Source organism: Chitinophaga sp. ARDCPP14, from assembly GCF_051362515.1.
GTDB lineage: Bacteria > Bacteroidota > Bacteroidia > Chitinophagales > Chitinophagaceae > Chitinophaga.
Genome location: NZ_JBKIXB010000001.1, coordinates 384,466 through 406,110 on the forward strand (window position 1 = coordinate 384,466; position 21,645 = coordinate 406,110).

10 protein-coding genes are annotated in these 21,645 nt (G+C 47.5%); 5 read left to right on the plus strand and 5 right to left on the minus strand.

The genetic code is table 11. From position 1 onward, the window contains the following. Window positions 1-33: 33 nt before the first annotated feature. Window positions 34-10,347: a Calx-beta domain-containing protein gene (locus ACLHR0_RS01490; protein ID WP_436484343.1), complete on the minus strand. Its 10,314-nt coding sequence runs from the start codon at window positions 10,345-10,347 to the stop codon at window positions 34-36. 516 nt (window positions 10,348-10,863) lie between these two features. Between ACLHR0_RS01490 and ahcY the strand changes: the two genes are divergently transcribed. Further along, window positions 10,864-12,192 (plus strand): adenosylhomocysteinase, encoded by a 1,329-nt coding sequence (gene ahcY, locus ACLHR0_RS01495; RefSeq protein ID WP_079468905.1) that lies wholly within the window; start codon window positions 10,864-10,866, stop codon window positions 12,190-12,192. Window positions 12,193-12,289: 97 nt separating this feature from the next. Further along, the gene (locus ACLHR0_RS01500; RefSeq protein ID WP_429045541.1) at window positions 12,290-13,021 is read left to right on the plus strand and encodes a pyridoxine 5'-phosphate synthase; all 732 of its coding nucleotides are present in this window, start codon (window positions 12,290-12,292) and stop codon (window positions 13,019-13,021) included. Between the two features lie 149 nt (window positions 13,022-13,170). Here ACLHR0_RS01500 and lon read toward each other — a convergent pair whose 3' ends face one another. From lon to ACLHR0_RS01520, 4 genes are all read right to left on the minus strand, one after another. After that, window positions 13,171-15,573 (minus strand): endopeptidase La, encoded by a 2,403-nt coding sequence (lon, locus tag ACLHR0_RS01505; RefSeq protein WP_436484344.1) that lies wholly within the window; start codon window positions 15,571-15,573, stop codon window positions 13,171-13,173. A gap of 222 nt (window positions 15,574-15,795) precedes the next feature. Beyond that, window positions 15,796-16,413 (minus strand): porin family protein, encoded by a 618-nt coding sequence (locus tag ACLHR0_RS01510; protein WP_370909800.1) that lies wholly within the window; start codon window positions 16,411-16,413, stop codon window positions 15,796-15,798. A gap of 113 nt (window positions 16,414-16,526) precedes the next feature. Then, window positions 16,527-17,435 (minus strand): hypothetical protein, encoded by a 909-nt coding sequence (locus ACLHR0_RS01515; RefSeq protein WP_436484345.1) that lies wholly within the window; start codon window positions 17,433-17,435, stop codon window positions 16,527-16,529. A 123-nt stretch (window positions 17,436-17,558) separates the two neighbouring features. Further along, window positions 17,559-18,824 carry a metallophosphoesterase gene (locus tag ACLHR0_RS01520; RefSeq protein ID WP_436484346.1) on the minus strand — a complete coding sequence of 422 codons (1,266 nt, stop codon included), beginning with the start codon at window positions 18,822-18,824 and terminating at the stop codon, window positions 17,559-17,561. A 344-nt stretch (window positions 18,825-19,168) separates the two neighbouring features. On the opposite strand from ACLHR0_RS01520, the gene ACLHR0_RS01525 reads away from it, so the two are divergent. The 3 genes from ACLHR0_RS01525 to ACLHR0_RS01535 all read left to right on the plus strand — a co-directional run bounded on the left by ACLHR0_RS01525 (window position 19,169) and on the right by ACLHR0_RS01535 (window position 21,638). Beyond that, the gene (locus tag ACLHR0_RS01525; RefSeq protein WP_370909797.1) at window positions 19,169-19,849 is read left to right on the plus strand and encodes a metal-dependent hydrolase; all 681 of its coding nucleotides are present in this window, start codon (window positions 19,169-19,171) and stop codon (window positions 19,847-19,849) included. 66 nt (window positions 19,850-19,915) lie between these two features. Continuing rightward, the gene (locus tag ACLHR0_RS01530; protein ID WP_370909796.1) at window positions 19,916-20,737 is read left to right on the plus strand and encodes a ParA family protein; all 822 of its coding nucleotides are present in this window, start codon (window positions 19,916-19,918) and stop codon (window positions 20,735-20,737) included. After that, window positions 20,721-21,638, plus strand: a complete 918-nt coding sequence (locus tag ACLHR0_RS01535; RefSeq protein ID WP_370909795.1) for a ParB/RepB/Spo0J family partition protein — start codon at window positions 20,721-20,723, stop codon at window positions 21,636-21,638. Before ACLHR0_RS01530 ends, ACLHR0_RS01535 begins: the two co-directional genes overlap by 17 nt. Window positions 21,639-21,645: the final 7 nt, after the last annotated feature.

The following is a 21,645-nucleotide window of genomic DNA, read 5'->3' on the forward strand; positions in this document are numbered from 1 at the left end:
TCAGATGCATCCTGCTTAAAATTCGTATGCCCGTTAACGTTTTATCACAATAAACCCGGTGTAACGCTCTTTCTTACCATCTATCTCTACTTCAATATTGTAGAAGTAAGAACCATCCGGCACATCATTTCCTGAACTGCCGCCTGCATTTGCCTTACCGCGGAAGTTCTTCGATTTGTTATCGTAGTGCTGCAACTTAAATACGGTGCCGCCCCAACGATTAAATATCACTACCTCATTATTTGGATACTTGTCGATATTTTCAATATACATCACGTCATTTCCCATGCCATCGTTGTTAGGGGAAAGCGCCGGGTGTACGCGAATCTTACCGCTGTTGTTATTGATCTGGCGGCCATCCGTACTATACTTTTCAACAGCATCGTTTACACCATCTCCATCAGAATCCAGGTCGAGGAAGTTAGGGATACCGTCTCCGTCTGTATCGTCGTCAAATGGATCACCATTGCTGTTGATGTCTTCCTGCTTATCTGTTAATCCGTCGCCATCTGTATCACAACTGCTGCACATCGGATCATCATTCAGGATCATACCGGTAGCTTTGGAAGGCTCACCTAAAGTTGGCGTATGCTGGCCGGAAGGAACTGATACCGTAGTCATCTTCAGGATGAAGGTTTCATTCTGTTCAAAGGTCGTATCCCCTTTAACATTCACTGTTACCTGCCCGATCGTCTGCAACGCCGGGATCACCGTTTGAGTAACTGTGTTGTCGAAATCATTACCCGGCGTGGCTTTGAAGTCCATGTAAGGATAAGATACCCCATCTACCGAAGCCTCAAAATCATAGTTAATCGTAATCGGACGGGAACTTTGCCTGCTCAACTGTACATTAAACCTCAGCGGTGTATTCTCCCCGGTATTGCCTTCTTTCACGCTGAATTTGTCGGCAGCAAAAGTGAGGGTCAACGGATCGTTATCCGTGATCGCAACCCTTGCAGTATCCGTAGCCCCGGCTTTATATACCAGGGTACTGCTGCCGCCAATGTAGGGCAGTATCGCTGCTTTCAGGAAGCCGTCATCGTCATTGATATCGTTATCACCGGTGGTGATAATAAACGAGTGTTGCTTTGTAAGCGCCGGCATGTTGATGGTTAAGATGTTACCGCTTACGGTACCTTCACCGGCTGTAAATGTACGGGCGGCATCCTGCGTAATGCGGAGGCGTACCGGCACATCGTAGGCCGCAGATGCGGGCGATTTCAAGGTGAACTTCATACCGCTTCCTTCAGCCGCAGTAACAGCTTCTGCTGATATTTCCACCACCAGCGTATCATTATCATGAATGATTACATCAGCTGCGGCGCTCCCAGATAACGGCCAGGTAATACCTGCCATACTGCTACTCACTGCGTCCAGCTGTACTTTCACATCTTCATCTCCCTCAACAATATTGTTGTCGATCGGTGTTACTTTAATGTCTGCACCATTCTGGCCGGCGGGGATCATCACAGTGCCACTCAGCTTACGGTAACGGGTGTCAGCTACAGCAGTACCGCTAACGGTATAGGTTACATTCACATCTTTCACGGCAGATAACTGTGTATCGGAGAACCGTACACGGAAAGATCCTGGTACATCCGGCTCGGTGGCATCTGCTGTTTTCGCAATCATCATCTCCCGGCCCGGAGCAGAGCTTTCATCATCATGCACTATCAGGGTAACAGTATCCTTATCATCTACATCCAGCGCGATGTTCTTATTAAACCGCTTCATCTGTGCCAGCATTAGTGCCAGCTTCACCTGTTCATCGCCCTCTATCACTTTATTGTCAATCACATTCACGGGAACGGATATACTATTCTGACCGGCAGGAATCACCGCGGATGTTTGTACCGGTGCAATGTTGGTAGTGCCGGCAATGCTGCTTACGTAAAACACTACTTTCACATCAGCTGCTGCAATGCTGCTGCCCGGCAGTTTCACCGTGTATGCCCCGTTTGTAGCCGGTTCTGCGGCGTCTTTGTTCTTTTGCAATACTACGCGCATATCACCCGTTTCAGGGATCAGCACCATACCTGGCTGGGAAAGTGTATAACCCGTTGTTGCCAGCTGTGCGGTAAATTGCAGTTGCTCGTCTCCTTCCAGGATATTATCGCCTGTTAATTTCAGCTGATATAATTTACTATGTGCTCCGGCAGCCAGCGTTACCTGTGCAGGCATACCACTGTAATCTGCATCATCTGCAGTAGATACGGCGTTTCTGCTGATATTGATCACTACATCTTCGGAAGAAATGATCTGGCTGTTCACAAACCCGATGGTCACATCACTGTTGCTGCCTTCGTGTATAACGGAGGAGTCGATACGCATTTCTACTTTCAGGTTATCCGGATTCAACCGCGTAGCGTCATCAATCGTTACAGATAATTTATCTCCTTTCATACCTGCAAAGCCCTGTGGCGTTGCGGCGATCCATAACAGCTCCGGTTTCTCCAGTATAAAGTCTGTTTTGGCAGTAAAGGAGAAGGTAGCATCAGGTATACCTGCAGGAATGATTACGGTAGCCGGCAGGTTATCAATATCTGCTGCTGTTGCTACGGATGTTGCATCCCTGTTCAGGGTAACAATGATATCCTTGCTGGCAGTAACACCTGGCGCCAGGCTTACCTTCATCTGGTAAGTATTTCCTTCCAGTACTTTGGTACCCGCTGTTACGGAAGTAAGATGTATGAACCCGGTAACCGGATCATCATGTGTTCTGTCTTTGATCGTAATGGTGGTATCTCTTACAACAGCCGTATTAAAAGTAGCATCTGTAATGCTGCCATTAAATACCACGGTTTCATCATCTTCCAGTACCAGGTCTTTTAATGCCTTCAGCACAAAGGTGTGGGTACCCTTGTTTTGTCCTTTTTTAATAATAATATCATAAGGAGATGGCAAGGCATTATGATCTGCGTTTACCGCGGTACTCAGCGTGTTATCTTTTGTTACATGCACCGTGATGTCCTTGCCCGCCAGCAGGTTGTTGGGCAGCTGCGCACTCAGCGTTGCACCGGAACCGTTTTCATCAATAGCAGCCAGTGTGCTGTTGAGTACAACAGGCGCCGGCAGCGGATACTGCGTTGGATCATCCTCAATGGTGAATACCGGTTTATTGATGGTGTAAGTACTGATGCCATCTGTAGCGCTGGTATTGATGATAAAATTCTCGGGCCCCTCTGTGAAGTTATCTTTCTTAATCTTCAAACCGGTAACGATACTGTTGCCGCTGTTCAGGTAAACGTCGGGCGCCAGGGTGTAATCCAGCCCGGCTTCCGCACTGCCTGCCGATTGTGGCAGTAATATATGAACAGGTACATCAGTGGTAACGCCGGCAGGTAAACTAATAGTTACCGCGCCGCTATCGCCTTCTGTCAGTGGTGTTTTCCAGGCGCTAACATTCAATGCCAGGTTAGCAGCATCGCTGCGGGTAAGGTCCTGTATCGCCAGCGGCAGGTTATTAACCGTATATCCATTAATGGTAGCATTCACCACCAGTGTTTCGTTCTTCTCCAGCACCTTGTCAGCCACTGTTTTCAGTAGCTCAAAGGTAGCAGTGGTTTGTCCGTGCGGCAACACGTAGGAAGTGGCCGACAGCGTATAGTCATCAATGTTTTTAGCGGTAGTAAGCGGATTATTTACCGCCAGCTGTATGCTTACATCTTTTGTAGACGCATAAGGCACCGTCACAGTCACCATCACTTTATTACCTTCCGGCACCAGTGTGGCATCCGGCGTAAGCGTCATTTTTCTTGCGTTCGGTTGCTTCTCTGTGTAGTCTTTGATATACACGCCTGCACTGGTAGCTGGCATGTTGGTATTCCCCTTGTTGCCTTCAATGACCAATATTCCTTCATCATCCAGTATGGCATTGGTACCCGCCGTAATGGCCGGAGCAGATGCAGCGGAGGTGTTGTTCAGGATGGTCACACTGGCTGGTACCGCCGTATGACGGGCATCAGCTACAGTAGAAGCGGCAGCATCCTTCGCCAGGTTGATCACCCAGTTTTTACCGGCTTTCCAGCCATGTGGGAAAGTGGCCGTTATCACCGCACTGCTTCCTTCGTAAATGCTGTCGGGCGTACTCGTGAGGATAATGGAATCGCCCACAGGGAAAGGATACTGCGCATCTTTAATACTCATATCCATTGTTGCAGGCAGGAACGTGTACACGGTGCTGAGTGCATCACTTACTGCAGGAGTAATATGTATGTCTTCTGCATCTTCTACCAGGATATCTGATGCAACCTTTAACTGTGCAATACCCGAAGCACCGGTAAACGTAGTATCCGCAGGCAGGTAATAATCAGTATTACGTATAGCCATTCCGGTAGCGCCGCCCATTGTAATCTTAACCGGTATCTCGGTGGTTACACCGGCAGGTAAACTGAAGCCAATATTATTGATACTGTTTTCATTCACCGCACCAGATGGCAGCGTGAAGGTGATCTTTGTTTTAGCCGCATCCCTGCGGGTAGCGTCATTAAGCTGGATAGCCGCATCTGTAATCGTATAGCCGGTAGCGGTACCCTTTATCTTCAGTTGTTTATCGTTTTCTATCACTTCATCCGCAACGGCTTTAATAACCGGTGCAGCGGTGGTGAAGGTGTTGCTGTTCTTCGGGAACACAATGCTTGTCTGCAATGCGGTATAGTCGGCCGCTGCTGCATCCGTACCGGTTGGATTGGTTGCCAATGCAATCGTTACGTCTTTGGCGGCTGCATAGCCCGCTGGTAACGATACCGTGAAAGCAGTGCTACTGCCTTCTGCAAGCGGGGAAGTGACCGCTGTTAAAGTCAGTTTCTTCTGCGCAGGATCAGTACCATCCGTAATATTAATGATAGCGCTGGTAGCCGGCATATTGGTGTTACCGGCATTGCCATCTACTTTGATAAAGCCACCGTCGTCGAATACGTTGTTGGTTTTAGTGGTAATAGCTGCGGTAGTGCCGGATGCGGCGTTGGTGGCAATGGTCACGGAGGCAGGGATCGTACCATGACTGGTATCAGCTGTCGTAGAGCGCAGGGCATCTTTCGCCAGGTTGATGGTCCAGGCTTTACCAGCTTTCCAGCCATGCGGGAAGGTAGCGGTAATGATAGCAGAACCGCCTTCCGTTACCGGGTCAGGCGTGCTGATCAGCAATACGGAATCTCCCGCAGGGAAAGGATACTGCGCATCTTTAATGCTCATATCCATTGTTGCCGGCAGGAACGTGTACACGGTGCTGAGTGCGTCACTTACCGCAGGAGTGATATGTATATCTTCTGCATCTTCTACCAGGATATCTGATGCAACCTTTAACTGTGCAATACCCGAAGCACCGGTAAACGTAGTATCCGCAGGCAGGTAATAATCAGTATTACGTATAGCCATTCCGGTAGCGCCGCCCATTGTAATCTTAACCGGTATCTCGGTGGTTACACCGGCAGGTAAACTGAAGCCAATATTATTGATACTGTTTTCATTCACCGCACCAGATGGCAGCGTGAAGGTGATCTTTGTTTTAGCCGCATCCCTGCGGGTAGCGTCATTAAGCTGGATAGCCGCATCTGTAATCGTATAGCCGGTAGCGGTACCCTTTATCTTCAGTTGTTTATCGTTTTCTATCACTTCATCCGCAACGGCTTTAATAACCGGTGCAGCGGTGGTGAAGGTGTTGCTGTTCTTTGGGAACACAATGCTTGTCTGCAATGCGGTATAGTCGGCCGCTGCTGCATCCGTACCGGTTGGATTGGTTGCCAATGCAATCGTTACGTCTTTGGCGGCTGCATAGCCCGCTGGTAACGATACCGTGAAAGCAGTACTGCTGCCTTCTGCAAGCGGAGAAGTGACTGCTGTTAAAGTCAGTTTCTTCTGCGCAGGATCAGTACCATCCGTAATATTAATGATAGCGCTCGTAGCCGGCATATTGGTGTTACCGGCATTGCCATCTACTTTTATAAATCCACCGTCGTCGAATACGTTGTTGGTTTTAGTGGTAATAGCTGTGGTAGTGCCGGATGCGGCGTTGGCGGCAATGGTCACGGAAGTTGGGATGGTACCATGACTGGTATCAGCTGTCGTAGAGCGCACCGCATCCTTCGCCAGGTTGATGGTCCAGGCTTTACCAGCCTTCCAGCCATGCGGGAAGGTGGCAGTAATGATAGCAGAACCGCCTTCCGTTACCGGGTCAGGCGTGCTGGTCAGCAATACGGAATCTCCCGCAGGGAAAGGATACTGCGCATCTTTAATGCTCATGTCCATTGTTGCCGGCAGGAACGTGTACACGGTGCTGAGTGCGTCACTTACCGCAGGAGTGATATGTATATCTTCTGCATCTTCTACCAGGATATCTGATGCAACCTTTAACTGTGCAATACCCGAAGCGCCGGTAAACGTAGTATCCGCAGGCAGGTAATAATCAGTATTACGTATAGCCATTCCGGTAGCTCCGCCCATTGTAATCTTAACCGGTATCTCGGTGGTTACACCGGCAGGTAAACTGAAGCCAATATTATTGATACTGTTTTCATTCACCGCACCAGATGGCAGCGTGAAGGTGATCTTTGTTTTAGCCGCATCCCTGCGGGTAGCGTCATTAAGCTGGATAGCCGCATCTGTAATCGTATAGCCGGTAGCGGTACCCTTTATCTTCAGTTGTTTATCGTTTTCTATCACTTCATCCGCAACGGCTTTAATAACCGGTGCAGCGGTGGTGAAGGTGTTGCTGTTCTTCGGGAACACAATGCCCGTCTGCAATGCGGTATAGTCGGCCGCTGCTGCATCCGTACCGGTTGGATTGGTTGCCAATGCAATCGTTACGTCTTTGGCGGCTGCATAGCCCGCTGGTAACGATACCGTGAAAGCAGTACTGCTGCCTTCTGCAAGCGGAGAAGTGACCGCTGTTAAAGTCAGTTTTTTCTGCGCAGGATCAGTACCATCCGTAATATTAATGATAGCGCTGGTAGCCGGCATATTGGTGTTACCGGCATTGCCATCTACTTTGATGAAGCCGCCGTCGTCAAATACGTTGTTGGTTTTAGTGGTAATAGCTGCGGTAGTACCGGATGCTGCATTAGCGGCAATGGTCACGGAAGTTGGGATGGTACCATGACTGGTATCAGCCGTCGTAGAGCGCAGGGCATCTTTCGCCAGGTTGATGATCCAGGCTTTACCAGCCTTCCAGCCATGCGGGAAGGTAGCGGTAATGATAGCAGAACTGCCTTCCGTTACCGGGTCAGGCGTACTGGTCAGCAACACGGAATCTCCCGCAGGGAAAGGATACTGCGCATCTTTAATGCTCATGTCCATTGTTGCCGGCAGGAACGTGTACACGGTGCTGAGTGCATCACTTACCGAAGGAGTGATATGTATATCTTCTGCATCTTCCACCAGGATGTCTGATGCAACCTTTAACTGTGCAATACCGGAGGCACCGGTAAACGTAGTATCCGCAGGCAGGTAATAATCAGTATTACGTATAGCCGTTCCGGTAGCGCCGCCCATTGTAATCTTAACCGGTATCTCGGTGGTTACTCCGGCAGGTAAACTGAAGCCAATATTATTGATACTGTTTTCATTTACCGCACCAGATGGCAGCGTAAAGGTGATCTTTGTGTTGGTAGTATTCCTGCGGGTGGCATCATTAATGATGACTGCTGTATCTAACACGGTGTATCCGGTTAAACCAAACACACTGCCCGCCAGGCCCAGTCGTTCGTCATTTTCAATAATATGATCATCCCCCACCGCATTGATAACAGTATAAGTAGTAGTATAAGGAGAAGGGGTGTTGGCCGGTAACCGGAGGGTATCTTCCGTCATCCAGCCAAAGTCTGTTACACCGGCGTCGGAGCCGGCCACTTTTCTTGTCAGCGCAATTACAATGTCTTTTGCAGAGGTATATCCGGCAGGCAGCGCAATAGTAAAACGGGTACTATCGCCTTCTGGCAGATGATACGTCAGGGGGGCAATGGTTAATTTCTTCTGGGCAGGAGAGGTCGCGTCATTGATGATCAGGGTAAGACTGTCCTTTACCAGGATACCTGCATCCGCAGTGCTTCCCACTAGTACCAGCTTGCGGGTATCATCCAACACCTGGTTGGTGGTGGTTCCAACAATTACCGTATCAGAGAGTATCCTGGCTGCTGGTATGGTAACGGTACCCGATGGGAAAGTATAGGTGCCCGCTGCCGCTGTTGAAGAGCCGCCGGGCGTAAAGTTAACCTGGATAGGGATTTCGGTGGTAAGACCCGCTGGCAGTTCTGCCCATACGCCCGGAGACGTGCCTTCATTAATGCTGTTGGCAGCAATATGTAAGATAACAGGAGCCGTCATTGGCAACTGTGCATCGGTAATATTTACTACAAACGGTGTAACAGTTGTGGTATAAGTAGTGGAAGGTATAGGGTCTGATGCAGTAAGTTCGATCTCTATCTTCTCTGTTCCTTCTATAGCGTTATCACTTTTAATCTTGAACGGAACCGTGATGCGACCAGCTCCCTGGGGAATAGTAACGGGTCCGGTAAGTTCATAGTCCGTACCATCAGTAGCAGTGGAAGTGCTTTTTTTATTGATGCTCACATCAATCGGCAGATCGGTAGTAACACCGGTTGGTAAAGATATGGTTACCAGCCCGTCGTAAGGCTCTTTCAGCAATGCAGGAGCATCTGTTGTAAAAGAAAGCACCGTTAAAGTAGGATCAAGCCGGGTAGCATCCTCAATGTGGAGCGATTTGGAAGAAGTTTGTGGTTGTCCCATCACCACCGCGTCCGCTTTGAAATTTACCAGTTCGTCTTTTTCCAGGATACTGTCTTTTACAGGTCTTACCGCGATGTTTACCCCGTTGGAATCTTTCTCTATATAAGCAATGTTGTTATAGGTAAAATCTGATGCAACCGCCTCTGTGCCGGCCACCACTGATAAATCCACCTGGGTTCTTTCAGAAGCCAGCACTCCTGGAGGAAGTGTTACACGAACCGAATCAATAATGCCTTCCCGGATCTTTGCCGGAACCGATAAGGTAATATGTTTGGGTTCATCATCCTGGATAGTGTATACGCTGGTCGTTCGCCCGGTGATGTTTACCAGTTTATTTTCGGTAACGGGTACCAGCTGAAAGGTCATATGCCGGCTGTATTCCAGGGCGTTGTTACCAATGATTTTTATGTTACTCAGTCGTATTTTATCCCCGGGTACATATGCTTTCGCAGGAATCATAAAACCGCCGTAAAAAGTAAAGTCGGTTCCCTGCACCGCATTATGCAATCCCCCCGATGGAGGCACCAGCGCCACTTTTACATACATCTCCGAGGTAACGGTAGCGGTATTGTTCACCACCAGGTACAAATCCGGTGAGGCGAGATCCCCGTTATTTCCTTCCAGGCCGGTGGCAGAGTCTTTTTCAAACGACACGGAAATAGGATCAGTACCGGTACTAAGGGGCGATCCCTGGAGATTAATATGCACCGGTGTATTGTCATATCCATAATCAACTGCCACACGGGTACCAATAGCTTTGGTGGTGGGTTTCACGCCAAGGGTGATACCTGCTGCCAACCCTTTAGGGGCCGTGTTTACGCCGCCTTCATCAATGGCGTTTACCAGCATGAAGTTGTTAAAGTTCTGCCTGTCTCCTGCCGACTTGGCCACATAGGAAGAAAAGGTGCTATAGGCGTGATAGGTATGTGAGAATTCGCCTACCGTCGCGTTGGGATAATCGGAATTAAAACCAGGCGGTCTTATAAAACCTATGATGTCCGGATTGGGTCCCCCACCCGGAGGATTCATATACCCGGTAGCACTTCTGTTATTATCCAGTATAGGCCCCACCGGATCATCCTGCATGGTGGGAAATTCACTCAGGTACAGGTAAAAAGTGGTAGAGGGCCTGTCGTTATAAAAAGTATAATCCAGTACAAAGTAACTGTTGGGCACCACGTAGGTGATAGTCATCAGCACGGTGGCAACAAATGGCCCCCTTCCTGCATTTTCATAATACGAGAGGGAGTCAACCAAACAAACCTTATAAGGGTCCGCAACGGTGCCGGAACCCATTACCTCGGATATCTTTTCAAAATTAATGTCAATAGGGGTCGGGGTCTGAAACCCGCTGGTATTTTGCATCTTGAAATTCGACCGGATCCCCATCACGGAGCTTGAGTTTTCCTTCCTGGATTCAGATCTTCCATTCCTGGTTACCTCGTAGGTGCCATCCGTATTGATCTTTATCCTCAATCCATCGGTAAGCGTATTTCCTCCAAGGGGGTTGATGGTTACCTGCGCCTGTACACCCGTACTGATCAGGAAAAAAGCGGCTATCAGGAATAACGCCTGGCACAGGAATACGGGGATACGATGGGGCATACCTTGCTTAATTAATTTCGTAGGATAGGAAAGGAGTAACATATAAGCGTGTAAATTTCTATTTATACATATAGATTTTAAGTCAAAAATGTGAAAAACAGTCCTTTGTAAAACCCTATATGCGAATCTCTGTAATTGGCTCTCCCGGCAGGCTCTAATATTGCTCCTTCTTCTCTTCTGATGAAACTGAAAAACTAGCCGCCGGCAATTTATAATCTCTATAATCGTATAGTGGTGGGTGCCTAAGACGCGCTAATGGGCGTTTTTTATGATTTTTATAATTATGCCATACCCTTCCATCTGTCACACATCTCTAAACAATTAAATATAAAATCATATATTTTAATTAGCAAATTTATAATAATATTTATATTAAATCAAATTAATTTATCTAACCATAAGTGAGGGGGCCGGAAACAGTGATTAACAAATTTTTAAGGCAGATAACGCCTTATATATCCGTTGCGGTTATGTTAAAAGTTAAAATAACCCTAGATTTGCAAAAAACAATTCAGAATGTCAACAATTGCAAAATCAAACATTGACTTTAGCCTCGGATACAAGGTAAAAGACATGTCTCTCGCGGCCTGGGGTCGTAAAGAGATAGAACTGGCAGAAGCCGAAATGCCCGGACTGATGTCACTGAGAGAAGAATATGGTAACAGCAAACCATTGCAAGGTGCACGTGTTGCTGGTTGTTTGCATATGACTATCCAAACTGCCGTATTAATAGAAACCCTGGTAGCCCTCGGTGCTGAGGTGCGCTGGAGCTCCTGCAATATTTTCTCTACGCAGGACCACGCTGCCGCTGCTATCGCCGCTGCAGGAGTACCCGTATTTGCCTGGAAAGGTCTGAATGAAGCAGACTTCGACTGGTGTATTGAACAAACCCTGTTCTTTGGCAGCCCCGACCGTCCGCTGAATATGATCCTGGACGATGGTGGTGACCTGACTAACATGGTGTTCGACAAATACCCTGAGCTGATCCAGCACATCAAAGGACTGAGCGAAGAAACCACTACCGGTGTTCACCGCTTATACGACCGCATGAAAGCTGGTACTTTACCAATGCCTGCGATCAATATCAACGACTCCGTTACCAAATCAAAATTCGATAACAAATACGGTTGCCGCGAATCCTGCGTAGATGCGATCCGTCGCGCTACAGATGTGATGATTGCCGGTAAAGTAGCTGTTGTTGCCGGTTTTGGCGACGTAGGTAAAGGTTCCGCTGAATCACTGAGAGGTGCAGGCGCCCGCGTTATCGTTACTGAAATTGACCCTATCTGCGCTTTACAGGCTGCAATGGAAGGTTATGAAGTAAAGAAAATGAACGACGCCGTTAAAGAAGCCGATATCATCGTAACCACCACTGGTTGCCGCGATATCATCACCGGCGAACACTTCAAACTGATGAAAGATAAATGCATCGTTTCCAATATCGGTCACTTCGATATCGAAATCGATGTAGCCTGGTTAAACAAAAACTACGGCAACACTAAAGTTGAAATCAAACCACAGGTAGATAAATACACCATCGATGGTAAAGATATCATCCTGCTGGCAGAAGGCCGCCTGGTAAACCTCGGTTGCGCTACCGGCCACCCTTCTTTCGTAATGAGTAACTCCTTTACCAACCAGGTACTGGCTCAGCTGGAACTGTGGCTCCACTCAGAAAACTACGAAAACAAAGTATACGTACTGCCTAAACACCTGGATGAAAAAGTTGCCCGTCTCCACCTGAAAAAAGTAGGCGTGGAACTGGATGTACTGACCACCGCACAATCTGAATACCTCGGTATTCCTGCAGAAGGTCCATTCAAACCAGACTACTACAGATACTAGTTTTTTACGACTGACAAATACAAATGCAGCGGAGAAGAAGTCACTACTTTTTCTTCGCTGCATTTTTTGTAAAAGCTAAAAGCCGTAATTTTGCCACATGACAAAGCTGAGTGTAAACATCAACAAGTTTGCTACCCTGCGCAACGCACGTGGAGGCAATCTACCGGATATATTAAAAGTGGCCCAGGATTGTGAACGCTTCGGCGCCGACGGCATCACCGTTCACCCCCGCCCCGATGAACGCCATATCCGCTACCAGGATGTAAGAGACCTGAAACCATTGGTCACCACAGAGTTCAATATCGAAGGATACCCTTCCCAGGACTTTATGGACCTCGTACTGGCGGTTAAACCTCACCAATGCACACTGGTCCCCGATCCTCCGGATGCCATCACCTCCAACACCGGGTGGGATACCATCGCATACCAGTCGCAGCTGAAAGACGTGATCTCCACCCTCAAAAAAGCAGGGATCAGGGTCTCCATCTTCCTCAATGCAGATGTTACAAAAGTAGAAGGCGCTAAAACCGCTGGGGCCGACCGCATAGAACTCTATACCGGCCCTTACGCAGAAGAATATACGAACGCACGCACGCAGCCGCAAAACCTGCAGCTGTTCAACGACTATAAAAACACGGCAAGAGAAGCCACCGCTATTGGCCTGGACCTCAACGCCGGCCACGACCTTAACCTCGATAACCTCCGCTTCTTTAAACTGCATATACCACAGCTGAAAGAAGTATCCATCGGCCATGCACTCGTGGCAGATGCACTCTACTTCGGTCTGGAAAATACCATCCAGCTGTATAAAAGACAACTGGCCGACTAACTTATACAAAACAATAAAGCCATTCCGTATTATTGGAATGGCTTTATCAACCCTTAAAACAATCAACATGAAGTTCATAACGGGGTCACAACAAAACCGGTATGAACAGTATATAGTTTGCCGTCATGACTGACAGCAATGTTACACACTTACTTCTTTAATAACGCTATTTCCAGCACTTGGTTCATTTGCTTTACATAATGAAACTTCATCCCCTTAATATAAGATGGATTGATCTCCTTAATATCTTTTTCATTTTGCCAGCAAAGAATAATCTCACGGATACCTGCCCTTTTGGCGGCCAGTATCTTTTCCTTAATACCACCTACCGGTAACACCTGTCCGCGAAGCGTGATCTCACCCGTCATAGCCAGGTATGATTTTACCCTCCGGCCCGTAAATACAGAAGCCAACGCTGTAAGCATCGTGATGCCCGCACTCGGACCATCCTTTGGAACAGCGCCCTCCGGCACATGCACATGCACACTCTTCTGCGTAAACTTCTTCGGATCAATACCCGCTTCCTCTGCATGGGATTGCAGATAAGTCAGTGCTGTAACAGCCGACTCCTTCATCACATTACCCAGGTTACCCGTCAGCTTCAGATCACCCTTACCCTCGCTCAAACTGCTTTCTATAAACAGGATATCCCCGCCTACATAGGTCCAGGCAAGCCCCACCGCTACTCCCGGCGGATTACCTACCTTATAGATTTCATTGGAATAACGGGGTTTACCCAATATCTTCTGAAGCCCCTCTTCGGTTAACGCATCCGGTAATTTCTCATCCATCGCCACCTGCTTCGCCAGGTTGCGCATAATAGCGGCAAACTGCCGGTCAAGCTCACGCACCCCACTCTCACGGGTGTAATCGGCAATCAATTGCTCTATCACCGTATTGCTGATCTTTACCTTCGTATCCTTCAAACCATGTGCATCCTTTTGCTTGGGCAACAGGTGCCTCTTGGCAATCTCTACTTTTTCTTCAATGGAATACCCGCTCAGATCAATAATCTCCAGCCTGTCACGCAGCGCCGGGTGAATAGAACTGATACTATTGGCGGTAGCAATGAACAACACCTTACTCAGGTCGTACTCCAGCTCCAGGTAATTGTCGTAGAAAGTAGCGTTCTGCTCAGGGTCCAGTACCTCCAGCAATGCGGAACTCGGATCGCCGCGCATATCGTTACCAATCTTATCAATTTCATCGAGGATCATCACCGGGTTCGACGATTTGATTTTACGGATCGACTGTACCACCCTGCCCGGCATAGCGCCGATATAGGTTTTACGGTGCCCGCGGATCTCACTTTCATCGTGCAAACCACCCAGGCTCAGGCGAACATATTTACGGCCAACAGCGTTGGCAATAGATCGGCCCAGGGAAGTTTTACCAATACCCGGAGGGCCTACGAAACACAGAATGGGTGACTTCATATCCCCCTTCAGTTTCAGCACTGCCAGGTATTCCAGGATGCGCTCCTTTATTTTCTCCATGCCATAATGGTCATGGTCCAGTATCTTCTTCGCCTTCTTCAGATCATAACTATCCGTGGTGTACTCGCCCCAGGGCAGGTCCAGCAACAGATCCAGGTGATTATACACCACGCTGTAATCCGGTGTGCTCGGATGCATACGCTCCAGTTTTTCAATCCCCTTCGCAAAAGCTTCCGCAGCGGCAGCCGGCCATTTCTTTTCTTCCGCCTTGCGCTTCATTTCCTTCAGCTCCCGGTCGTTGGCATCTCCACCCAGTTCTTCCTTGATCGACTTCATCTGCTGCTGCAGGAAATAATCCCGCTGCTGCTTGTCCAGGTCGGCCTTGGTTTTGTTGGTAATTTTATTCTTGAGCTCTGCCAGCTGTAATTCTGTTTGCAACAGTTTCATCAGCAATTCCGCACGGGTACGGAGGTTATTGATCTCCAGTAACTGCTGCTTCTCTTTCAGATCTGAGTTCAGGTTGGAAGAAACAAAATGCACCAGGAAAGAAGGATTCTCAATGTTCTTTAAAATGATGCTTGCTTCTGAAGGCAGGTTAGGAGAAAGCTGGATGATCTGTGCTGCCAGGTCTTTGATGGAAGATATATACGCTTCAAATTCTGAATCGTCTTCCGCCGCTTCATCGTGCAATACACTGATCTTGGCTTTGAAATAGGGATCTTCCGTCACTATCTCGTCTATCTTAAAGCGCTTGCGGCCCTGTATGATGATAGTGGTGCCACCATCAGGCATTTTAATGAGCTTTACAATACGCGCCACGGTACCCACTTCACTCAGATCTGTCACACCCGGATCTTCTATCGTACTGTCTTTCTGCGCTACCACCCCGATCGACTTGTCGGTTTTGTAGGCGTCATTGACCGCTTTTATGGATTTATCCCGGCCCACCGTAATCGGCAGCACAACACCCGGAAATAATACTGTATTTCGTAATGGTAATAATGCCAGTTCATCGGGAATCTTTTCATCCTCCTGTCCTTCCCCGTCTTCATTCAAAGGGATAATAGGCATGAACTCCATTTCATCTTCCGAATTTCCTAAATAAAATCTGTTCATCTGAGATATTTAAAGCCTCATGAGGACATTCTGTCATACAACCCGGCAAAAGTCCTCGTTTTTTTATGTATCCCTATATAGTCAAGTTTGATGCCAAGTGACGCTCTGGCAGGAACGGAAGAACGCGCAACAGCGTTCCTTTTATCACAAAAAAGCAGCAAAGTTAAAGTATACACTTTAATCTTTGCTGCTTCATCAAAAGTTAACGCTGAACGCGGGAAACTAGAAGGATACGCCTACACCCAGCTGGATGCTCTGGTTTTTCCAGTTACTGGTGTTAGCTACATCTTTGTAATTGTTTACGTCATTAAAGCCAATCACATAACGTGCACTCACATTAACAATTGGCAGTTGCAGCCACAAACCGGCTACACCTGAAATGTCGCCGCCTTTGAATGCTTCATTGGCAGCGCCCAATACTTTTTTATCGCTCACTAATGCGCTGAACTGAGGTCCTACCTGTAGTTTCAAACGCGGTGTTCCCAGGTCAATGTTGGCCAGCAAAGGAATACTGAGATAGCTCATAGTAATCTTCTTACCATTATCTTCCAGGTTTCCAGTATTATAAATTTCACTGAAATCGTCTGTAGTTTTTGTTTTGGTAGAAGAGAAGATTAACTCACCCTGAACTCCGAATCCTTTCACCAGATTCACCTGGGCAAACCCACCGATGTGATAACCTAACTTAAATCCATCCTGAAAACCGGTACCATCAAGCTTTCCAAGATTAGCACCCCCCTTCACACCAAAGCGAAGGAATTTCGTTTGTGCATTAACAGTTGACACGGTTGAAACAGCAGCTATCATCAGCACTGCTACGGCGAAAAACAGTTTTTTCATAAATCTATGTATTGTTAGTAATGGTTAAAATATAGACGTCCGGAGTAAAAAATACCCCTATGTTGTAATTACATTTCCAGTAATTACAAATTCCGTGCTATTTGTTAATAAAATCAAAAACTGTATAAAATACGTGCCGTGAAGTAACTCATAATACCCTGATCTGTACCGGTTAAGGGCTTAAAAACCGTATAGGAAGGCGCCAGGTTTATCCGCCCGATAAAATAGGATACATTCATGGAAACATCTATTGCGCGGGGTTCAAATTCAGTGTGATCTTCAAAATTAAGCTCGCCACCGGGAGGGTTGCGGAGCTTCACCATATGGGGCGACCGGCTGATATATTGAAATGCTTTGAGATTACTGTAATAGTTAGCCGTTCCCAGCGTCATGTTCACAGAAGGCGTCACCATCAGTACATCAAACCGGCCCACCACGCCGGAAAAAATAAAAGGATGCCTTACAGACGCTATCACATTGAAATCATTGCCATGCAGCGTTTCTTTGGTATATAAGCCCTCCGATACATGCTTTCCCCAGCCGTAATCCAGGCTCAAACCGGGTTGCACCCACCACTTCCGGTAATAGAAGTAGGCAAAAATTTCATTCTTGATCGGGGTGGAAGGCACATCTGAAGAATCGGCGAAAATATATTTTGTATAAGAGATACCAGTAAGAAAGTTCCTGCTTTTCGTATAGTCGTAACCGGCGGTGAAGTCCCATTCAAACCAGGGCTTATTTACCGAGTTAAAAAGATAATACGCGCTAACGCCGGCATACAGGCCGCTTTTGTGATAATAACTTAAAGAAGGTGCGATGAATGTTTTTAAAACGAGGGGATATTCAAAGTTAGCTACTTTACTGCCATAAGCAGGATTGTTCCCGTACCCGATACCGGCCACTACTTCGCTTTTCTGCTGTTTCTGCAACAGCGAATCCAGCTGTCGCTCCAGCTCTGCCAAGCTTTGTCCCGATGCTACACGGCTACATAACAACAGGAAGGTAAAGAAGTATAGGCGCATGTTTTAAAAAGTACGTCGCTGCAAGATAAGCGTAAATCACTTTCATTTAACCCGGCATCCGCGAACAGGACGAATATGTGGTTAAACAATGCTTTTCTGTCGGTCAATGCGCACAATACCTTCTTATACCAGGTCGATCACCGTAATTTCCGGCAAAATACCCACTCTTCCTGGATAGCCAAGAAACCCGAAGCCCCTGTTTACATACAGGAACTGCTCGCCCTTCTTATATAACCCGGCCCACTCTTTATAAAAATATTGGGCAGGACTCCATTTCAAACCGGGTATCTCCACACCAAACTGCATACCGTGGGTATGGCCCGCCAGCATCAGGGCAATGTCGGGATACTCTGTACGCACCTGCGCATCCCAGTGGGTGGGGTCGTGCGACAGCAAAATTTTAAACGGTATATGTTCCGCTCCTTCGTAAGCCCTTTTCAGATCGCCGTAACGGGGAAAACGTTTAATGGCGCTCCAGTTTTCAATACCAATCAGCGCAATCTGCTCACCGTTGCGGTCCAGCACCACGTTCTCGTTCATCATCAGCTTCCAGCCCAGCTTGCCATGCACCGCTTTCAATTCCTCCAGGTTCTGGTGCTGCAACGCACTGTAGCCATTGGCGTTTTTATCCGGCCAGGGGTAATAATCGCCATAGTCGTGGTTACCCAGGGTGGAATACACGCCCATCGGGGCTTTCACCTCCCGGAATACATCCAGCCATTCCGCCATTTCCACCGCCCGGTCATTAACCAGGTCACCGGTAAACAGCACCAGGTCGGCCTTCTGATCATTGATCATTTTAATCCCCTTCATAACCGCCTCCCGGTTAGCAAAGCTGCCGGAATGGATATCAGAGATCTGCACAATGCGCAGTCCTTTAAAAGAGGCCGGCAAATGCTTAAAGGCCATTTTTATTTTATGTACCCGGTAGTTGTATTTATTGGAGAAGCCGTACAACAGCGTACCAAAAAAAGCGCCTCCGGTGATGAGTCCCAGCCGGTTAATAAACTGTGAACGCGATAATCCGCCCGCTGCCGGGCTTACAGCCGTTGCAGGCGCACTGCTGAATTTGCGGATCAGCCACAATACCCCTCTTCTGATGTCATCTATCAGCAGGAACACGGTCACCAGCAGCTTTGCCAGCACCAGGCCCATGAAAATCGCCATCAGGTAGGATTTGAGCGTAGGCGACCAGTTATGCCAGTTGATATACGGCAACAACGCTATCATCACCACACAGCTGAGAGATATAAACCAGTAAATGGAATAAGTGATGTTCCTTACTTTTGGAGTAGACATGTACACCATGGCCCTGATGGCCTGGAAAACGTAAATATCCAGCAACAGCAGGAAAACAATGAGTATGACGGAATTCAGTCCGGGTCGCATTATAGAAATTTAATATAGATACCTAATAATGAAGCAATTTAACACAACTAACCGGGTCTGAAAAGTTAAAACCGGTGCTTGTAATTATACTAGACGAATAACAACGGGAAGAATTGTATGTTTTATTTTTTTTTACCCCGTTAACAGGTTACGGGGCTTGTTCTGCGAACACTTTGTGTATAAATAAATATACTACAGCGCCCGAATTTTAGGTAATCGTTGTATTTTTGTCCGATTACGCTACTTTTAATAGAGTTACTTTTAAATATAAGGTGTAGATTAATCACGGATGACGGAGAGCAGATTTCCCCGAAGTTGTCGTGATGTATTCAAATGGATTGATTATGAAGTATACTTGCTATGGACATTCCTGTTTTGCGGTGGAGATTATGGGGAAAAAGATCCTTTTTGATCCTTTCATCACCCATAACGAACTGGCGGCTAAGGTGGATATCCATGCCATAACGGCGGATTATATTTTTGTTTCCCACGGACATGAAGATCATACGGCCGACCTGGTAGACCTGGCAAAACGGACAAATGCAACAGTAGTATCCAATTTTGAAATTGCCACCTGGGCAGGTAAACAGGGAATCGAAAAGGTACATCCCATGAATACCGGCGGGAAATGGAAGTTTGACTTTGGTACGGTAAAATGCGTGGTGGCACAACATTCCAGCAGTTTACCCGATGGAACCTACGGCGGTAATCCCATGGGTTTCATATTTATGACGGAAGAGGGGAATTTTTATTATGCCGGCGATACCGCACTCACCGTGGATATGGAGCTGATACCAGCTGTTACTTCCCTGGATTTTGCAGTACTGCCAATTGGCGATAACTTCACCATGGGCATCGAAGATGCCATTGCGGCCGCTGAAATGATAGAATGTGAGAAAATAATAGGGGTACACTACAACACTTTCGGCTACGTTAAGATTGACACAGACGAAGCAAAGATGCAGTTTATTGATGCCGGGCTTGAACTGTTACTGCCTGAAATAGGCAGTACTATAGAGGTTTAAGGAAGAAGTGATCATAGCTGATTTATCCTTTATCCTATAAATAACCTTGAATTTTTAAATTACACAATGGCTAGAATAATCGCAATCGCTAACCAAAAAGGTGGCGTAGGAAAAACTACAAGTGCAATAAACCTGGCAAGCAGCCTGGCTGTGCTGGAATTTAAGACACTGCTGGTTGACGCCGACCCGCAGGCAAACAGCACCACAGGGCTGGGTTTCGACCTGCGCAATGTGCAGCAGAGCCTGTACGATTGTATGGTGAATGACGTGCTGGCCAAAGACGTTATCCTGGAATCAGATACTCCCAACCTGAAGGTATTGCCTTCCCATATAGACCTCGTAGGCGCAGAACTGGAACTCATCAACCATCCCAACAGGGAAAGAGTGATGAAACAGGTGATCGACACCGTGGAAGCGGACTACGACTTCGTTATTGTTGACTGCTCCCCTTCCCTCGGCCTTATCACCGTAAATGCCCTCGTGGCGTCCAACTCGGTGATCATACCCGTGCAGTGCGAATTTTTTGCACTGGAAGGACTCGGCAAACTGCTCAACACCATCAAAATTGTACAAAGCCGGCTGAATATAGAACTGGAAATTGAAGGCATCCTGATGACCATGTACGATGGCCGTCTGCGCCTCAGCAACCAGGTAGTGGATGAAGTAAAACAACATTTTGAAGAAAGTGTGTTTAACACCATCATCCACCGCAATACCAAACTGGGAGAAGCTCCCAGCTTCGGCAAATCCGTTATTATGTATGATGCAGCCAGCACAGGTGCGATTAACTATCTCAACCTGGCCAAGGAAATCCTGCAGAAACATAATTTCACCAAAATTAAATCTAAAGACAAAATCCTAGCTATTAACGATGACCAATCCAAGTAAGAAAGAGGCGTTAGGCAAAGGCATCCGCTCACTGCTTCAGAACATGGATACAGATCTGAAGCAAACTGCCGGCGCCCTGGGTGATAAGGTAGTAGCTGCTGCTACCGGTATTGAACGCATATCGCTGGATCTGATTGCCACCAATCCGAAACAGCCGCGTCGTGACTTTGATGAGGTTTCTTTACAGGAGCTAAGCCAGTCGATCAAGCTGCACGATGTTATCCAACCCATCACCGTATCCAGGATCAGCGCCAAAAAATTCCAGCTGGTCGCCGGTGAACGGCGCCTGAGAGCCAGCAAACTTGCCGGCCTCAAAGATATTCCCGCTTATATCCGCCAGGTAAACGACCAGGAACTCCTGGAACTCGCCCTGCTGGAAAACCTGCAACGGGAAAACCTCAACGCCATTGAAGTTGGACTCAGCTATAAAAGGCTTATGGATGAATGCAGTCTCACCCAGGAACAGGTGGCCGACCGCATGGGCAAAGAAAGAAGTACCGTTACCAACTATATACGCCTGCTGAAACTGCCCCCGGATATCCAGGTAGCCGTGCGCAACGGCCAGCTCAGCATGGGCCACGCCCGCGTACTCACCGGCGTGGAAAATGTGGAAAACCAACTTTTCCTGTATAACGAAATCCTGAAAAACGGATTGTCAGTACGCCAAACAGAAGAACTGGCCCGCACCATCAATCAGGCCGATAAAAATCATCAGCAAAAAGCTGCCAAAGTAAAACTACCTCCTGCTTTTCAGAAAATACAGGACAAACTGGCCACTCACTTCTCTACCAAAGTAAAACTGGACAGGGGAAAAAGCGGTAAAGGCAGCATCTTAATTGAATTCTATTCGGATGAAGAGCTGGATAGTATCCTCGAAAAAATAGATATATACGGTGGCTAATAAGGCG